Origin of the sequence: Streptomyces sp. NPDC029041 (assembly GCF_040637515.1) — a bacterium.
GTDB lineage: Bacteria > Actinomycetota > Actinomycetes > Streptomycetales > Streptomycetaceae > Streptomyces.
In genome coordinates, this window is sequence record NZ_JBEZWO010000012.1 from 205,873 (window position 1) to 222,171 (window position 16,299).

The 16,299-nt window shown below is 64.5% G+C and carries 14 protein-coding genes and 2 pseudogenes; 6 read left to right on the forward strand and 10 right to left on the reverse strand.

What is annotated here, in order from left to right:
* The first annotated feature begins 154 nt into the window (after window positions 1-154).
* Window positions 155-1,021: a hypothetical protein gene (locus tag AB0F04_RS29415; protein WP_362046720.1), complete on the forward strand. Its 867-nt coding sequence runs from the start codon at window positions 155-157 to the stop codon at window positions 1,019-1,021.
* Window positions 1,022-1,157: 136 nt separating this feature from the next.
* Here the strand turns inward: AB0F04_RS29415 and AB0F04_RS29420 are convergent, their stop codons facing one another.
* Window positions 1,158-1,367 carry a hypothetical protein gene (locus tag AB0F04_RS29420; protein ID WP_362046723.1) on the reverse strand — a complete coding sequence of 70 codons (210 nt, stop codon included), beginning with the start codon at window positions 1,365-1,367 and terminating at the stop codon, window positions 1,158-1,160.
* A gap of 210 nt (window positions 1,368-1,577) precedes the next feature.
* Window positions 1,578-1,709: pseudogene (locus AB0F04_RS29425) on the reverse strand (thiamine biosynthesis protein ThiC); the annotation flags it as partial.
* Window positions 1,710-1,782: 73 nt separating this feature from the next.
* Here AB0F04_RS29425 and AB0F04_RS29430 point away from each other — a divergent pair.
* Window positions 1,783-3,348: a recombinase family protein gene (locus tag AB0F04_RS29430; RefSeq protein WP_362046726.1), complete on the forward strand. Its 1,566-nt coding sequence runs from the start codon at window positions 1,783-1,785 to the stop codon at window positions 3,346-3,348.
* 135 nt (window positions 3,349-3,483) lie between these two features.
* On the opposite strand, the gene AB0F04_RS29435 is transcribed toward AB0F04_RS29430, so the two are convergent.
* The 4 genes from AB0F04_RS29435 to AB0F04_RS29450 all read right to left on the reverse strand — a co-directional run bounded on the left by AB0F04_RS29435 (window position 3,484) and on the right by AB0F04_RS29450 (window position 6,981).
* Complete coding sequence (locus AB0F04_RS29435) at window positions 3,484-4,896, reverse strand: replication initiator (RefSeq protein WP_362046787.1); 1,413 nt, start codon at window positions 4,894-4,896, stop codon at window positions 3,484-3,486.
* Window positions 4,897-5,138: 242 nt separating this feature from the next.
* On the reverse strand, window positions 5,139-5,336 hold the full coding sequence (locus AB0F04_RS29440) for a hypothetical protein (RefSeq protein ID WP_003991451.1): 198 nt from the start codon (window positions 5,334-5,336) through the stop codon (window positions 5,139-5,141).
* A complete protein-coding gene (locus tag AB0F04_RS29445; protein ID WP_362046790.1) occupies window positions 5,333-6,634 on the reverse strand; it encodes an FtsK/SpoIIIE domain-containing protein in 1,302 nt (433 codons plus the stop codon). Before AB0F04_RS29445 ends, AB0F04_RS29440 begins: the two co-directional genes overlap by 4 nt.
* Window positions 6,634-6,981 carry a hypothetical protein gene (locus tag AB0F04_RS29450; protein WP_362046729.1) on the reverse strand — a complete coding sequence of 116 codons (348 nt, stop codon included), beginning with the start codon at window positions 6,979-6,981 and terminating at the stop codon, window positions 6,634-6,636. Before AB0F04_RS29450 ends, AB0F04_RS29445 begins: the two co-directional genes overlap by 1 nt.
* A 165-nt stretch (window positions 6,982-7,146) precedes the next feature.
* Here AB0F04_RS29450 and AB0F04_RS29455 point away from each other — a divergent pair, with 165 nt between their 5' ends.
* Window positions 7,147-7,926 carry a GntR family transcriptional regulator gene (locus AB0F04_RS29455; RefSeq protein WP_362046732.1) on the forward strand — a complete coding sequence of 260 codons (780 nt, stop codon included), beginning with the start codon at window positions 7,147-7,149 and terminating at the stop codon, window positions 7,924-7,926.
* A 410-nt stretch (window positions 7,927-8,336) separates the two neighbouring features.
* Here AB0F04_RS29455 and AB0F04_RS29460 read toward each other — a convergent pair whose 3' ends face one another.
* Both AB0F04_RS29460 and AB0F04_RS29465 read right to left on the reverse strand, forming a co-directional pair.
* Complete coding sequence (locus AB0F04_RS29460) at window positions 8,337-8,633, reverse strand: hypothetical protein (RefSeq protein WP_003991455.1); 297 nt, start codon at window positions 8,631-8,633, stop codon at window positions 8,337-8,339.
* Window positions 8,634-8,943: 310 nt separating this feature from the next.
* A complete protein-coding gene (locus tag AB0F04_RS29465; protein WP_362046736.1) occupies window positions 8,944-9,504 on the reverse strand; it encodes an ATP-binding protein in 561 nt (186 codons plus the stop codon).
* A gap of 209 nt (window positions 9,505-9,713) precedes the next feature.
* On the opposite strand from AB0F04_RS29465, the gene AB0F04_RS29470 reads away from it, so the two are divergent.
* Entirely contained in the window at window positions 9,714-11,087 is a 1,374-nt protein-coding gene (locus AB0F04_RS29470; protein ID WP_362046739.1) for a sporulation protein, read from the forward strand.
* 3 nt (window positions 11,088-11,090) lie between these two features.
* Here the strand turns inward: AB0F04_RS29470 and AB0F04_RS29475 are convergent, their stop codons facing one another.
* Window positions 11,091-12,005, reverse strand: a complete 915-nt coding sequence (locus tag AB0F04_RS29475; protein ID WP_362046742.1) for an aminoglycoside phosphotransferase family protein — start codon at window positions 12,003-12,005, stop codon at window positions 11,091-11,093.
* A gap of 338 nt (window positions 12,006-12,343) precedes the next feature.
* Between AB0F04_RS29475 and AB0F04_RS29480 the strand changes: the two genes are divergently transcribed.
* Window positions 12,344-15,034 carry an ATP-binding protein gene (locus AB0F04_RS29480; RefSeq protein ID WP_362046745.1) on the forward strand — a complete coding sequence of 897 codons (2,691 nt, stop codon included), beginning with the start codon at window positions 12,344-12,346 and terminating at the stop codon, window positions 15,032-15,034.
* A gap of 238 nt (window positions 15,035-15,272) precedes the next feature.
* Window positions 15,273-15,662 (forward strand): hypothetical protein, encoded by a 390-nt coding sequence (locus tag AB0F04_RS29485; protein ID WP_362046748.1) that lies wholly within the window; start codon window positions 15,273-15,275, stop codon window positions 15,660-15,662.
* 403 nt (window positions 15,663-16,065) lie between these two features.
* Here the strand turns inward: AB0F04_RS29485 and AB0F04_RS29490 are convergent.
* Window positions 16,066-16,299: pseudogene (locus AB0F04_RS29490) on the reverse strand (phosphomethylpyrimidine synthase ThiC); the annotation flags it as partial.

Below are 16,299 nucleotides of genomic sequence, written 5' to 3' on the forward strand. Positions count from 1 at the left end.
AGGACCGGGCCGGTGAGGGGGCAATTTCGGTAAACCCCCTGTCACCGCATACCCTCACCGCTCTACCATCGGCCTATCCGTAGCAGGCTCCCCTCCGTTTCTGCCCGACGGCTCGTCAGCATGCCGAGCCACAAGCCCTACGGAGCATCGGGGGATGCACATGAACAGCGTTCCGCAGCACCTGCTGAGCGAGGACCGCCAGGAATACGAGCGGATCCTCGATGAGGCGCTGCGCTCCGCACCACACCGTCCGGAACTGGCCGCTGTCGGACAGCGGCTCAACCCCGAACAGCTGCGCACGATGGCGCTGAGCGCCACCGCGCTCATCACGGCGGCCGCCTCGACCGAGTACCTGCACTACGTCAAGGTCCGCGACGAACTGCGTCAGCCGGCATCGGCCGGCTCACCCGCCCTGCGCGGGTCCGACTCCTCCGAGCCGGGCGCGGGTGCCTCGGGACTCGCTGCGACCGTCGGAGGAGTCGCCGAGACGACCGGCGCGGGCGCCGTCGCCGTCGTCGCCGTCCTGGCGCCCGTCCTGGCCGGTACCGCAGCGGCGATCTTCCTGCTCGTCGGCTACATCCTGCGGATGCTCGACCCCGAACAGGGGTTCGCCCGGACCATGCTCACCACGGGCTGGGTGTTCGGTGCCGTGACCGCGGTCGCGATCCTCGTCGCCGCGGTGGGGCTGCTGCTCACCGCTCTGCGCAACAAGCCCACGGCCGAGGGCGGGCCGTACGGCGAACTGCAGGGCGAGGTGGCCCAGGCCAAGGAGGCCTGGCAGGAGGCCCTGCTGGAACGCGGCATCCTGCCTTTCCTGCGAGAGGCGCTCGCCGACCCCGGCGCTGCCGCCGCACTGCACCACACGTCCTCGTCCACCCCGGTCAGCCGCATGCCGCACCTCGGCTACGACCGCCCGGGGTTCACCAGCCCGGACGACGGCGACCGCCGCTCACGCCCCAGCTTCAGCAGCCCGGACTACACCAGCCCGGACTTCGGAGGACCGGAGCACCAACCGGAGTAACCGCGGGAGCCCGTGTTCAGCGAACGCCCGTCGGCCTGCGCTCCCCCACGCAACGGCTCAGGGAACGCAAACCGGGCATCCGGGCGGTGCCACTCCGGCCCCCGGGCCACGCCCGGGGGCCGGCAGGCACGCTGGTTCACAGGCGGCGCAGGACCTGCGCCTCGACCCGTTCGACGGTGCGGCGGCTGAAGGCATGCACCAGCGCGAGGTGGTACAACGCCGGCGCCGTCGCCGCCCACCGGTGGACGCGGTCGTCGCGCAGCAGGTATCTGACCACCGTGGCCGGCCGGAAGGGGACGAGGTCGATGGTCCGGTGCTCCCACAGGTCGGCGACGCCCCTGCTCATCCGCGCTTGCAGATCCGTGCTTCTGAGATCCCGCAGTCTGGCGTGGAAATGCGCACTCCAGCCCCTCCTCTCCACGTCCAGCACGAAGGCCAGCAGGTCGAGCGAGTACTCATGGGCCTCCAGGGACAGTTGCCGGTGACAGTAGTGATCTTGGACCGTGACAGGTGGCGTCGTGCTGTTTCCGTTACGCGTTCAGCACCGCAGGCGCGGTCAGTCCGCGATGGGCAGGTACACGCGGTTCCCGCTCGCCGCGAACTCCTTCGACTTCAGGGCCATGCCCTCCTCGACCTCGGCCCGGGTGCCACCGTGTTCCCGGCGGATGTCCTGCGAGATCTTCATGCTGTAGAGCATTACTAGAACCCCCACATGCGCTACGGTCGTTCCAGCAGCCCAGCCATGGACCGAGGGGGAACACGTGGGCAAGCGCGAGGAGTTGGTCAGCAAGCTGCGAGGTACGCCCGAGGGACTGCCGTCCGTCGAGGAAGTGCGCGCCATGCTGGCTTCCGACCCGGAGCTGAAGTGCGTCGTCTGCTACGCACGAATCTCGTTCGACGGCCGGGTGAAGGACGCCCACGGCGTCGAGGACCAGCACCGGGACATGACCGAGACCGCCCGCAGGTTCGGATGGCTCGTCGTCTACCGCTACACGGACAACGACAAGAGCGCGAGCAAGGAGAACATCGTTCGCGATGACTTCGAGCAGCTGCTCGCCGATCTTGCTGCCGGGACGACGCCGGACGGGTACCCGATCCACGGCGTCATGGCCGTCAACGACGACCGGCTGTACCGGCGCCCGAGTGACTGGGAGCGGTACCTGAAGGCGTTCACTACGCAGGAAGGACGGGTCTACCACGACTCGAACGGCATCCAGGACCTCTACGCCGAAGGATTCGAGATCAAGGGGCTTCTGGGGGTCGCCATGTCCCTCAGCGAGACGAGGAAGAAGGAGCGTCGGAGCAGGAACAGCCACCGCAGCCGGGCGATCCGTGGGCAGTCGGTAGCGGCATGGCGCCCCTTCGGATGGGAGGACGACAAGGTCTCGTTGCGCCCGGACGAGGCAGAAGCCATCCGTCAGGCGGTGAAGGACGTGATCGCGGGTGCCTCCATTTCCGAGATCACGCGCCGGTGGAAGGAGGCCGACTTCATCACGAGTCGCGGGAACGCCTTCCAGTACCAGACCGTCAAGCAGGTCCTGGTGAACGCGCGGCTGTGTGGATATCGCGAGATCAAGGGCGAGCTTGTACGTGACGGCGACGATCAGCCCATCGTGGGCGAGTGGGAGCCGATCATCACTCCGAAGGAGTGGTTCGCGGTCACGGCCAAGATCAGGGAGCGTGGCCGAGGAACCGGGATGCCGCGCGGTGGCCTGGTCCACAAGTACCTGCTGACCGGCATCCTGCGATGTGGCCACGTGCTGGAGGACGGCACGGTCTGCAACAACAAGATGATCGGAATCAAGGCGAACGACTGGCTCAAGTACCGGCACGCCTACATCTGCAAGAAGACCGTGGACGGCGGCTGCAACAAGACCTACAAGCGGGGCGACAAGACGGACATGGCCATCGAGGAACTTGTCATCGCCAAGCTGGAGCGCGATGCGGCGAGCAAGGCCCAGGACGTTCCGGACTGGGACAAGGCCGATGCCCTGGAGCGAGCCGTCAGGAGCCGCAACGAGCTGGAGCGGCGTTGGCACGACGACGAGGACACGGACATCGATGATGAGACGTTCTTCCGCAATCTCCCGGTCCTCGAACGTCGGATCAAGGAGCTTCGTGCAGATCAGCGGGCGCACGAAGCTCTGAAGGCGGAGGCCGAGGAGGCCAAGGAAGACGTCAGGATCTCGTGGGGGTCGGAGACGCTCACGCAGAAGCGCGAGGCGATCAAGAAGGTTCTGAGCGCCGTGGTCGCAGTGCCGGGTGGCAAGGGCAACAGGACATTCGACCCTGAGCTTCTCAAGCCTGTGTGGCGGACTTCCGAATGAGCTGAAGTCCGAGGATCTCCCCCACGCTCCGCAGCTGATCATCGGAGAGTGGGCGAGAGTCGCGTAGCTGCCGCTCGATCCACGCTCGTACTGCTGCTTCCTCGCGCTCAGCGCTGGCCTTAGCCGAGGTAGTACTCAGTTGGCATCACCGCCAGCTCGGAGAGCTTCCCGCGCGACGGCGCGGTTTTCAGCGATGTCGTCTGCGATTCCGGCGGCGATGAGCGCAGCGCCCGGGGTGTGGCCGGAGCCGACGTAGCGCCAGTGCTTGTCCGTGACCGTCCCGGGGGCGTCGGCACCGCCTACGTGCTGGGCGCGTTCGGCCCGCAGAGCCGCGAAGGTGGTGGAGTAGGCGCGGGACTTGGTGAGGATGTGGCCCCGGTAGCCGAGCGTGTGAGCCCACGTGCGCAGGTTCAGGGGTTCGTACTCGGGCAGGCCGCCCAGGCGCCAGCAGGTCTGCATGAGAGTGCGGACGTGTGCGTTCACGGACGCAGCCTCGATGTCATCCCTGGTGGTGACCCTGTGGTCGATGCCGGCGCCTGTCTCGCTAGCTCCCTTGGTGACGTACTTGGCCACGTAGGCGGCTACGGCATCATCGTCAGGCCCGTCGCCCTCGGCGTGTAGTGGGCGAACGTCGACCTGGGCGCCCCAGCGCAGAACCAGCTCACCCACCGCGGGGCTATACGGCGTACGGACCAGGACGCGGCGAGCGGAGGAGCGCACGGCCTCGATGAGTCGGTCCGCGGACCAGGGCGGAGGTTCGTCCGCCGGTCCGTTCGGGCCGTCGAGGCGGACGACTGCATGCACGTGGACGGCCGCCCGCTTCTGGTACTCGGCGACCCGGGCAAAGGACAGCCGGGCGTGGTCCCGGAAGCGGGACTGTACGAGACCGACCGAGGAAGCAAGCCGCCGTCGGACGTCGATGACGAACCGATCCCATAGCTTCGACGCATGCGCGTGCCACAGCACGTGACCGGTGTAGTCGTAGCAGTCAGCGCACAGGGGCTTGCCGACAGAGGGATCATCGGGACCGTGGACAGCGCCGCAGCTCCGAGGACGGTCGTGCTCGCATGTCACACAGTCACGGCGGGGGCGGCACAGCTCCCCGGCTCGGTGCACGTTGCCGAAGGACGGGGCAGTCAGGGTGACGAAGAGCCGGGGCCGGTGGCGGACTGTGGCAGGGACGTTCTTGCCGCCGAGGAGCCCCGCGCGGACGAGGTGGAAGGTGTCGCCCGCGTGGAGGCGTGAGCATGCGGGGCAGACGGTTGCCCGGCGATTGCGGCAGCGCACGAGAAGGCGTTCACCGGGTTCGGTGCCGGTGTCGTAGTGGCGGAGGATTTCGCCGGTTGGGCCGTCCAGGATGGTGGTCGAGCCGGTGAGGTGGACGGGGCGGGAGCAGCCACCGGTGGCAGTGATCTGCTCCAGCAGGCGGTGGAATTTGGGGTCTTGGGCGAGGCCGATTGCGTCGCGGTCTGCTTCGGACAGCTGACGCAGGCGCGCCGCGCGGTTGAGGACGACGCGCCTGTCAGCCGGGGTGAGCTCCGGTGTGATGGTGGGGACCTTCCAGGGTGGGCCGCCGCAGCGGCACGGTGGGTGGGTAGGTGCGCGTTGTCGGTCATGGGGATCGCCTTCCTTGTGGGGTCGGGCGGAGCGAAGTTCAGCGGATGGTTCCGGTGCCCCGGCAGACGCGACAGCGCCGCTGTCGTCCGGTCCAGGTCCTGCGGGCTCCGTCGCCCTTACAGTGGGGGCACCTCACGCGGGGCATGGGCATGCCGTTGCGTTCCCTTCTCTGGTCAGGTGTGGGAGAAGCCGTTGATCAGCCACGTGACGAGGCCGTGGACGGTGTAGATCACCGGGGTCTGGCCGAGGTAGAGGCCGAAGAGGCCGACGCAGACCGCTTCCCAGGCCCGCACGTCACGGGAGCGGACGAGGAGGACGGTGATGATCCCGAAGACCACCGCGAACGTGAACGCCGTACCTTCGCTGATCACTTGTCGTCTCCTTCCGGCGCCGCAAGGGCACGGTTGAGCGCGGGCAGATCCGGGGTGAGTGCTGCGTGCTTCCGAGCCGTCGAGACGGCCTCTTCCGTGGACGTGAAGTGGGAACGGGCGCGGCTCCAGCTGCCGTCCGGGCCGGTGCACACGGCCACGCCCCGTTCCTCTGCCGTGATGGCTTGCGCGACAGCCACGGCGTCCTTGTTCAAGTCGCCCAGGGTCATCTCCGCCGTGCCGGGATCGTTCACCCGGTGGCAGATCCGGCCGCCGAGCTGAGCCCGCAGGGCGGTGACGCCGGGCCCCAGGTCGGAGCCGACCCGCTGTCCGGCCACCACCAGGTGGACGCCGAGTGCTGCCCCGAGCTGGGCCAGGCGCAGCAGCAGCGTGGAGCACTGCTCGGTTTCCGCTTTGCTCTCGCGGCGACCGTCGGACAGGTACAGCTCTGCGATCTCGTCAACGATCACGACGACCGGCACCGGCCGAAGCTTGTCGGGCAGCTCCCAGATGGAGCGCACGCCGGCCGACCGGCACACGCTCATTCGCTCCTGCATGTCGAGGGCGAGCGCGCCGAGCACCGCGACCGCTTCCCGTCGGCTGGTTGCCAGTGCACTCAGCCGTCCGGCGAACAGGCCGAGTTCCATGCCTCCCTTGCAGTCGATGCCGACCAGGGCGACGGGCTGCGGCGCGAGCTGGTTGATCAGCCGGGCCAGCAGGGTGGACTTGCCGGACCGTGTGGCCCCGACGATGAGCCAGTGCGGCACGAGCCGCAGGTTCATCACCCAGGCGCCGCCGCTCTCCAGTGCGCCGATGAGCGCGGAGAGCAGTTCGGCTGGGGCGGTGGCTAATCCGGGCCGCTGTAGCGGATCACTGGCCATCGCCGTCAGCAGGACGAGCCCGCGTTCCGGCGAGGTCACACGCACCGCGTGAACCTTCCACGCATGGACGAACGCGTCGGCCGCCTTCAGGTAGGTCGCCGGAGTCTGCCCCGCGTGCAACTGGACAGCAACGGTCAACCCCATGCGGGTAGCCCGCGGAAACGAGAGCCGCGGAGCCGCCGGCCGAACCGGATCCCCCTTGACCAGCAGGTGCCCGATGAGCGTTCGCGCCGGAAGGCGCGAGACGGACAGGTCGTTCAGCAGGGCAACCCTGCGCCAGGTGAACACCACCCGGCACGCGGTCACGGGGTACCCGACCACGTACCAGTGCCAGGCCGGACGGTGGCGCCGCACCAGGTCACCGACGACCAGCGCCCAGGCCAGTACCGCCAGGGCGAGGGCGAGCAGGGTCGGCCCCATCACGCGTCACCACCCTTGTCCTGCGCCGCCGGTCCGTGCGCGGGCGTGATCGTGTCGGCGCGGAAGCTGACGCCGTTACGGTCGCCCATCGACCAGACGAACGCCGTCAGCCCGGTGACCTTGACGACCTGGCCTGCTTCGAGCCCTTTGGGCTCACCACTCACGGCAATCTCGATCACGGAGATACGCCGTCCGTCCGGCCGCACGGTGACGGCCACGCTGTAGACGGCGTTGCCGTCCCGGTCCTTCTTCACCTCCTGCGTCTCGGAGTTGCTGAACTTCACTTCGGGCGCGTTGGCACACCGCAGTACGCCGAGCCGCGCCGTGTCCACGGGAATGGACTGCATTGGTTTTGGCCTCCCTGGCCAGTCGGGACGCCAGCGAGATACTGACGTCACTTGTCCTTACGAGTTATGACTATGGAGTGCTGTACGGCAGGGGCGCAACTACTTATGCTGACGAGTGATGTCGCGCGTGCGACGTACCTACGACCTCACCCGGAGATTGCCGAGATGACGGAGATCCAGCGCCCCGGAGCCCTCTACCAGCAAGTCGCCGCCGCCATCCGCGCAGCGATCCTGTCGGGTGAGTTCGCCCCCGACTCCCTGCTTCCATCGGAAGCCCAGCTCATGGCCCGCTACAGCGTCTCCCGCCCCACGGTCCGCAACGCCATCGCCGCACTGCGGGCTGAAGGTCTGATCGACGTGCGCCACGGCAAGGGCAGCTTCGTGCGCTCCAGCGGCCAGCCCACGCTCACCCTCGAACGCCGCATCAACCGCACCACCGACAGCAAGTTCGTCATGCCCAACGGCGACGCCTGGCAGGAGGCCGAGGAGCCGAGCAGCTACCGCACCCGGACCACGAAGGCCACAGGTCGGCTGCTCGGACTCGGCGAGGAAGAGGCCGTGTTCGGCTGCGACCGGCTCTTGATCGACGAGGCCACGGGTGCCCGCGCCATGCACCGCACGCTGATTCCGTTCGAAGTGGCCGAGGCGGTTCCGGTGCTCGCTGATGAGCCGTGCCAGCCCCCGGCAGCGATCTACCGAGTGCTCACCCAGGACGGACACAAGCTGTGGTGGTCGGAGACGGTCCGCGCCCGAATGCCGCTGCCCGACGAGCGGACCACGCTCCAGCTCCCCGACGCGACCCCGATCCTGCACGTTGCCCGCGTCGCGCACGGCGCCGACGATCGCCCGCTGGCCCTCGAAGAGCTCCGCATCGGCGCGGACCGTGCCGAACTCGCCTACCGGATCACCGCCGACAAGCAGTCCGCGCGACGCACCCGCGCCTGAGCGGCAACCGGCATCGGTCGAAACAGCCTTTACTTCCTCAAGGGCGCGCCTGCGGCGCGCCGGGCCGCCCCGCCGCCCCGGCCGGGCGTGCGGCGTGGACGCCGGTCCCGGCCAGTCGCCGGGCGCCCCCGCCCGCAGCACGCCCGAAGAGTCATGGCGTCGACCCACTGTCGCGGGCAGGGGCGTGGTGGGCTGGGGGTCGACGGCCTCCGAGACTTTAGGCAGCCACCATGGGGCGAGCCTCGAAGAACAGGGGGCCAATCGGGCACTACAACGGGCAGGGCAACTGCCTGCCCGATTCGCCGGGCCAGCGTAAGGCCCCCTGTTCACTCGCCCCATGGCAGCTCCAGCCCAAAGTCTCTCCGGCCGGCGACTTGCCCACGCGCCCCACTCACCAGCGAAAAGGCGCCTCATGCTGCACCGCCGTCGCCATCCGAGCGCGCCTCCAGGAGCTGAGCGAGGCGATCCACGGTGTCCGGCCAGCCCGCCAGCCGCACCACACCGCGCCCGTCCTCGTTCGTCGAGGCGACGGCCCGTACGGCGGACAGCTCGAAACCCACGCTCAGAAGCGCTCGGTTAAGGCGATCGGCCGCCACTCGCGCCTCACGCCATCCCGCGATGTAGTCGACCCCGGACACCCAGAGACCGGAGTCCGCGCCCGTCACGTTCAGACCGTCGCTCAGCCAGTCCTCACCCGAGCCAGTCACGTTGCCACCTCTGCCCTGATCTAGTAACGGATCGTCAACTTCCTTGGACCAGGGCACAAACGCAGCACGGCGGCCCCGGTACCATCAGGCACCGGGAACCGCCGCGTTCCCAGCCGGGCCACCCTTCGCTTTCCAGGGCTGATGGGGTGGCCCGGTCTCGGTTTGTGGTTGTCAGGCGCGGCCCTCCGGTGTGGAGGGGAGCTCCCAAAAGTCCGGAGGAGCCGCGCCCTGGCCGAAGGGGTCAGACTCCGGCCGGTTACCGGGCCGCCGCTCGCTCCCGATCGCGAGGGAGCGAGCGGCGGCCCGGAGATCACGAGCGCGGTACGGGCTCCATTCCGTCGTTCAAGTCGAAGCGACACCAGACCGTCTTTCCGCCGCGCTCTTCCGGTGTCCACCAGACCGCCGCTGCCAGACGCTGGGCGATGAGCAGTCCACGACCGCTGTCGGGTAGCACCGCCTCAGCCAGATCTCCGATCAGCCCTGGAGGGAACACCTCTCCCACAGGAAGCAGCGGAGGGGTCGAGTCCTCATCAGCGACACCGATGAAGAGCCACTTCGGAAACATCTTGAAGATCACGTCGATGCGTCGGCAGGCACCGGGGGCGGCCAGGTGCTGGTCTGGCACGGCATGGTTCACCACGTTGCCGACCAGCTCGGACACGACCAACCGGGCGTCGTCCACGACCGCACTAGCGCCAGCGCCCCGAAGGAACACAGCCGTCATGTCGCGAGCGACGCGCGCTGTGTCACCGAACTCGGCGAAGAGCGTCAGCGTCAGGAAGTGGCCGTCGGAGGACGGCTCCGGTGTCACGAACCAGTGCGCGTACGCGTCCAGCTCACCCGCCAACCGTTCAGTCTTCCCGGCATCCATCGCTTTCCCTTCCGAGGCCCCGCGGCTCTCACGGCACCGCTTGCTTCACGCAAGCCAGTACACGGCGAGACGGACGTGACCGGGAGCGTTCACCAGGGGGTTCACGTGAACACGGGCAAAGGCAAAGGGGGTTTATCAATGAACCCCCACGGTTGATACTGCTGTGACACGATGAACACTCGCCGTCATTCTCGGGTTGGCAGGGGAGCATGAGCCGAGAGCCGAACGCGCAGTTAATCGCCGTCATGGACGAGGCGAAGGTCTCGAACAAGGGCCTGGCGAAGCGCATGAAGGACGCCGCCGCTCAGCGGGGCATCAGTCTCGGAACAACGCACGTATCAGTACAGCGATGGCGGGACGGCGCGGGCATCCAGCCTCAGACAGCGGCACTCATGGCCGACGTGCTGAGCGCCAAACTCGGCCGCCGCATCACTCCCGGTGATCTCGGCTTCTTCGACCACACACGGCCGGCCACTCCTGAACCGTTCGGTTATCCCAGTACGGTCCCCGACGTGCTGTCGATGCTGGATGGACTCGCCCAGGAACGGGCCGACACCATCACATCCGAGCAACTGACCGTCTCGGACTCGGATCTCAGCTCCGCCGTCCTGTCGTGGATGATCGCGCGCCCGGACGGCATCCAGACCGACAGGCCCGCTCAGCAACGAGTCGGCATGCGCGACGTCCGGGCAATCAGGGACGCCGCCGCCACCTTCATGCAGCTCGACTTCAAGTACGGCGGAGGCCACGGCCACAAGGCACTACGCCACTACTTCCGCCATGAGGTCCTGCCTCTGCTCAGCGCCAGCTACAGCGAGAAGGTGGGCACGGCCTTGTTCGGCGCCGCCGCCGAGGTCTCCCAGTTGCTCGCGTGGACCGCATACGACTCCGGAAACCACAGGCTCGCCCACCGCTATCTCACGTCGACACTGCGACTGTCCCAGGTCATCGACGACCGCATGTTCGGCGCCCGCATCCTCGGGAACCTCAGCCACCAGGCGAACTACCTCAGCAACCACACCCAGGCCATCCAGCTAGCCCGCGCCGCAGTCGAGGGTGCCAAGGGCCGGGCAACCCCGCGTGCCATGGCGAATTACTGGGCCATGGAGGCCCGGGCACTCTCCAACGCGGGAGATCGCACCGGGGCGTCACTCGCCATGAACCAATCTGAGCGCCACTTCGAGCGCGCTGACAGTGCCGATGACCCGCCGTGGTTGAGCTACTTCGACGACGCGGAACTCTTGGGCGAGTTCTGCCACTGCTTCCGCGATCTGCGGATGCGCCGTGAGGCGGTCGAGCATGCACAGCGTGCTGTGGACAGTACCGATCCGCAGTACGCCCGCACCCTCGGTTTCTGTCGCATGGTGCTCGCACAGAGCCAGCTCCTGAACGGAGAGTTGGAAGCCGCCGTCACCACAGCCAGCCTTGCCGTGGACGGCGGCGACTCCCTCCAGTCCTCCCGCTTCCAGCGCTACGTAACCGACTTTCAGGCGGAGGTCAGTGCGTACGCGGCCAACCCCGCCGTCGTGGCCTTCAATGAGCAGGTGAACGAAGCGCTCGCCCGTCTGGACGAGGACGAGTAACAGCTAACAAGGACGCCAGTCGCGCGGTGCATCATCGTTCCGCAAGCCAGCGATGCGCCGGCGGTACTCGGCTGCCGTCTCCTCGTCCTCCTGCACGTTCTGCATCAGCCACGTGGTCATGCCGAACTCTTGGAGCCGCCGGAGCGTGTCGTAGCCGTGCCAGTCGTGCAGGTCGCGCCCGTAGGCCCGCACGAAGTCGGCGTACTGCTCGTCGGTCTGCCACCCCAGGCTGTGGTACTCCGTGGCCGTAACCATTAGGTCCCACTCAGGGTGATCGAAGCAAAATGCCTCGAAGTCGATCAGGATGACTTCTCCCCGGTCGTTCACCATGAGGTTCTGCACGTGAGCGTCGCCGTGGACCGGCCCCTTGGGGGTCTCGAACCGCAGGCCTTCGAACTGGTCACGCAGCTCACTCCACCGTTTACGGAGGAAGACCCTGTCATCTTCCGGGATCGCTGCCTGGCTGATCCGCAGTTCCTGCTTGTCGAAGGGGTTGAACGAGGGCAGCACCAGACCAACGGGCAACGTCATGGAGTGCAGGTCCCGCAGGATGCCGCCAAGTTCCCCATATGTGGCTTTACGGCTGCCCTCGACGATGAGCCGCCAGAAGGTCACCGGGTGACCATCGATCAGGAACGGTTGCTCCAGCCCGCGGACCAGGCGCGCGGCAGGGAACCCTTCCTCGGCCAACCACTTTGACACCGCAACCTCAACGCGTGCCTTGGGCAACCACGGTTCTCCCCGCGCCACTCGCACGATCACTGGCTCTGTGTCCAGGCGGAAGAGCGCGTTCTCTCCCAGCCGGATCAGCTCGGCCCCTCTGTCGTCCAACCCGGCCGCCCGGCATGCCGCACTCATCACCTGCGCGGCCCTCGTCGATGTGAACCCCTCTTGCGATCGAGCAGCGTCAAGCGCCATGCCCGTACCAGCTCCCTAGTCGCGCGCGATCAACCGACGCACGCATACGGGGGACCAACCCGACGTGCGCCAGACACGACCATGACCGTACCCAGGACAAGTCCTACGTGTCCGCCCTTACGAGGCCCTCATCGGGCTCACGTACAGCAGCGCTGTTGGTGGTCGCGTCGCTACCTCAGGGTCCGATTTCCGAGAGTGGCATGGCGCTTAGCGCCTCCGGACGACCCCTCTCGTGCTTGTTGCGTGGACTGAGATCTGTCGAAAGCCACCCGCGCGACGAGACCACACTGTATGATCGCCTATTTGATAGGGCGCGAGATACGCGATGAGGGGGAGTAATGGCGCTGCGTGAGACCCGATTCTGGAAGCTGTTCGAAGAACAGGTCGGCACAAACGCGGAGCGCGAGGCCCGGAGACTTAGCGAGCAACTAGAGAGCAGCCGTCGACGTGCCGAACTAATCGCCGCAGAAATTAATAGAGACTCACCCAATCTTACACAACACGACATTTCCCACCTCGATGCCCTTTGGGAATACGCGGAAACCATCTGCGGCGCCTCCTATAACTTGAACCCGGCAGAGCTCTTTGTCCTGGGGATCTCTTTCCTTATTCATGATCTTGCTAATGGCGTGGCGGCCATCCCTGGAGGATTGGAAGAGATTTCTACCGATGTTAGGTGGAGAGACGTCGTAGCATCCGAATATCACTCCGAGTATGGGAGGTACCCCACACCTGGCGAGCTTGAGGATGTAGAACCTCGAGTTCGTGACAAAGCGATCTCGAGATACCTACGTGAGACACATGCGGACTACGCTGCCAGAATTCCGCAGATCGAATACAAGGATCCCGCGACGGGCACCCCTTACTATCTGATTGAGGATGCCGACCTGCGAAGTCAATATGGCCACCTCGCCGGAAGAATTGCCGCAAGCCACTGGTGGCCTTCCAAATCACTACGCCATGAATTCGAGGTCAAAATTGGTGCGCGCGGCCACATGCCCAACACTTGGGAAGTTGACCCACTGGCTCTCGCTTGTGTCATGCGATGTGCGGATGCGAGTCACCTCGATTCTCGACGCGCGCCCGCCTTCCTGCGCGCTATCCGTAAGCCGCAAGAGGAGTCATTGCCGCATTGGGTATTTCAGGATAAGTTGCAGAAGCCGCGCACAAAAGACGATAGGTTGATCTATACAAGCCTCAGTCCATTCACCAGGCAGGAGGCAGAGGCTTGGTGGCTGTGCCATGACACACTAACGATGCTGCATGGTGAACTTTCTGCGGTCGATAATATCCTTTCCGATACAGGGCGACAACGGTTTGCAGTCCGCGCGGTTTCGGGAATCAGTGACCTCGAGGAGTTTTCCCGGAGTATCAGGACTGAAGGCTGGCACCCAATTGATGCAAAAATTAAGGCGACAGACGTCGTAACCCTTGTACGCCGCCTGGGCGGAGCAGAGTTGTATGGCAACGACCCAACAGTTCCGATCAGAGAAATCATCAGCAACGCAGCCGATGCAGTGAGAGCAAAGAAAGCAATCCTTTCAGCTTCGGGAGTACCCGATTGGGAAGTAACCGGAGATGTTACGGTTGCTTTCAACGAGGCTCCGGATGGAGTATGGCTGCACGTTCGTGACACCGGAATTGGAATGTCAAAAGAGGTCTTGACGAATGCGCTTTTGAATTTCGGGACCTCATATTGGGATTCTGCACATTCACGGCGAGATCTGCCCGGTCTACTGTCGTCCGGATTTCGGCCGACGGGCCAATATGGAATCGGATTCTTTTCAGTCTTCATGATTGGGAGCTCGGTACAGGTCATATCGCGACGTCATGACGCAGCAGCATGCGAAACTCTCGTGCTTGAGTTCAGGGATGGTCTAACCAGTCGGCCTATGCTGCGAAATGCCGACGCGGCCGAGCAGCTGATTACCGGCGGAACCGAGGTGCGTGTTCTGCTAAATAAATCGGTAGACAATATTCTGAATATTGGACACTCTGACACAGGCAAGGAATTGAGGACTCTGTCCGAATTCTGTGCTTGGCTATGCCCCGCCCTTGACGTGGACCTATACGTCGTAGAGCAGGCCGGACGGAGACGGCTGGTCGTTGAGGCAGATGATTGGAAACATCTGAGCGGTGACCGCCTAATCGAAAGGCTATATGTAACATATGAGCCGCCGGTTATTGATCACCTGAAGACCATGGCGGGAAGCTTTGAGCAAGTACTTTCGTCGGACGGGGAAACTATCGCGCGTATGACACTGGCCTCACAGGTACGCGAAACCCAGGATGAGATCGATGAAGGGGACCATCCCCGTATGCAGTCCTGGATCCAGTTTGGTGCCCCACTTGTTGTAGGGGGTGTTCGATCAGGAACACACTTTTCCCACGCAGCCGGCCTCGTTCTAGGACGAACCGTGAGGGCGGCTCGTGATATCGCTGTCCCAATCGCGTCAGTACAAGAATTTTCAGAATGGGCCACATCGCAAGGCCAAGCATGGGCAAACGCACTCCCAGAAGAGGATAGTGGAAGAGCTGAACTTATTTCGGCGGTGGCTGAGCTTTGCGGCGCCCCCACCACCTTGCCTATAGCAAAAACGGCCGACGGTGAAAAAACGTACGACGAGCTGGTCTCGTTCATTTCAAAACGGCCCCGCATCATTCTCGTCCACGACGCAGCATGGTGGAATTACTGTTACAACTCCCCCGGGAATAATTCGTTGGGTGAGGAAGTGATTCTCATGTACCCAGGCCGAAGGTCTCTTCTATCGGCGGGACCGGCCTATCACGGCCGAGATTCCGTCCTCTTCAACTGGGGCAGGCTGCAGGCCAGGTTTGCCGGCCCAAACTCGATGGCAGGCTGGGTCTTGAAGGCAGTTGGCGAAGCATGGGGACTGAACGAATCAGTTGCGTCCTCGCAATACGAAGGTAGGGACCGAATGCTCGCTGTTGTGGGCCATAAGGGCGACAAAAATATCCGCCTTCGAGCGCTCGCTATCTTTGTCCGATCAGAACTCGAAAACCTGTGACGGTATCGACCCCTAGCAGGTTCAAACAGTCGAGTACACATCTCGCAGCATGCGGAACCTCATGGCTTGCATCGTAGTTTGGGTGTACGACTCTAGTGCCGCGACGATGACCCATGTGATGCCAGCTCAGGAGTGAGGAGCTATGACAGCCCCCGGAGAGACCAGAGCAGAATCAGATTCAGTGCGGAATGATTTCGCCTTGGAGCGTTACAGGTACATTCTGCAACAGATTCATGCCGTGAATGAGAACGCTCACCGATTCCTTGCCATCTATCAGACGCTCGCGACAGGACTTGTTGGTGCAGCACTTGCACTCTTTGTCGGTTACGACAAGTGGGGCCTGTCCCCGAGCACTGCACGTGGCGGAGTGCTCGGTTTACTTATACTCACCACAGTAGTGGCTGCCTTCACAATTACTTTGATCGTGGTAGGGGCTATTTCCTGGATCGACTACCGCAACGAAGAATGTGACCTGACTGAATCCATGATAGGGCCAGACTTCCGTAAGCGCCCAAGCCCCAGGAATTTCATCCGATGGTACGAGACTTACGTGTTATCGTTTATAGTCGCGTCGCTGATCGCTATGTGGTTGCTGGCTGCCCTTTTTCTTCTTCCGGCTATCAAATGATCATTCTTAGTGCACAAGTCGGGTTTGCGCTCTAACCTCGATGTGAAAGCAGGTGCGAAAGCGCACGGTTCGCAGGGGCCGTCATTCCGCGACCGGCAGATAAGTATGGTCCCAAAATGTCGCGGACCCATGCGACTAACGCATAATTCCCTCGACGACCTCCTCAATCGCGGCTCCCTCTGTGGGGGCAGGATCATGCCGAGTATCCCCGCTTTGCAGAACTCGTCACTGCAGCGAGCACAGAGATTCGCCTGACTGCTCATCTCGCCGGGTGAGGGGGCAACATGGAAGTACGGAACGGGTGACGAGGCCCGCTGCTCTCGCGATGAATGGAGTGCTTTTCGTCTAGAAAGCCGACGGTGCTCCCCTGACCGAGCGCTCAGGGGAGCAGGAATCCCCGCCGTCAGTCCGTAATAGGCAGGTACACCCGGTTCCCGCTCGCCGCGAACTCCTTAGACTTCTGGAGCATCCCCTCGGCGATCTCCTCGGACGAGGCTCCCTCAGCCGCCGCACCACCGAACCGCTCTGTGATGCTTTGGCTAATCTTCATGCTGCAGAACTTGGGACCGCACATCGAGCAGAAGTGAGCTGTCTTGGCGGGCTCCGCCGGCAGGGTCTCGTCGTGGAACTCCCGTGC

What these genes read in the sequence shown, in the direction of transcription:
- AB0F04_RS29415 (WP_362046720.1), top strand. Translation starts at nt 155, where the DNA reads ATGCACATGAACAGCGTTCCGCAGCACCTGCTGAGCGAGGACCGCCAG.
- AB0F04_RS29420 (WP_362046723.1), bottom strand. Translation starts at nt 1,367, where the DNA reads ATGAGCAGGGGCGTCGCCGACCTGTGGGAGCACCGGACCATCGACCTC.
- AB0F04_RS29445 (WP_362046790.1), bottom strand. Translation starts at nt 6,634, where the DNA reads ATGGGGCCGACCCTGCTCGCCCTCGCCCTGGCGGTACTGGCCTGGGCG.
- AB0F04_RS29450 (WP_362046729.1), bottom strand. Translation starts at nt 6,981, where the DNA reads ATGCAGTCCATTCCCGTGGACACGGCGCGGCTCGGCGTACTGCGGTGT.
- AB0F04_RS29455 (WP_362046732.1), top strand. Translation starts at nt 7,147, where the DNA reads ATGACGGAGATCCAGCGCCCCGGAGCCCTCTACCAGCAAGTCGCCGCC.
- AB0F04_RS29465 (WP_362046736.1), bottom strand. Translation starts at nt 9,504, where the DNA reads ATGGATGCCGGGAAGACTGAACGGTTGGCGGGTGAGCTGGACGCGTAC.
- AB0F04_RS29470 (WP_362046739.1), top strand. Translation starts at nt 9,714, where the DNA reads ATGAGCCGAGAGCCGAACGCGCAGTTAATCGCCGTCATGGACGAGGCG.
- AB0F04_RS29475 (WP_362046742.1), bottom strand. Translation starts at nt 12,005, where the DNA reads ATGGCGCTTGACGCTGCTCGATCGCAAGAGGGGTTCACATCGACGAGG.
- AB0F04_RS29480 (WP_362046745.1), top strand. Translation starts at nt 12,344, where the DNA reads ATGGCGCTGCGTGAGACCCGATTCTGGAAGCTGTTCGAAGAACAGGTC.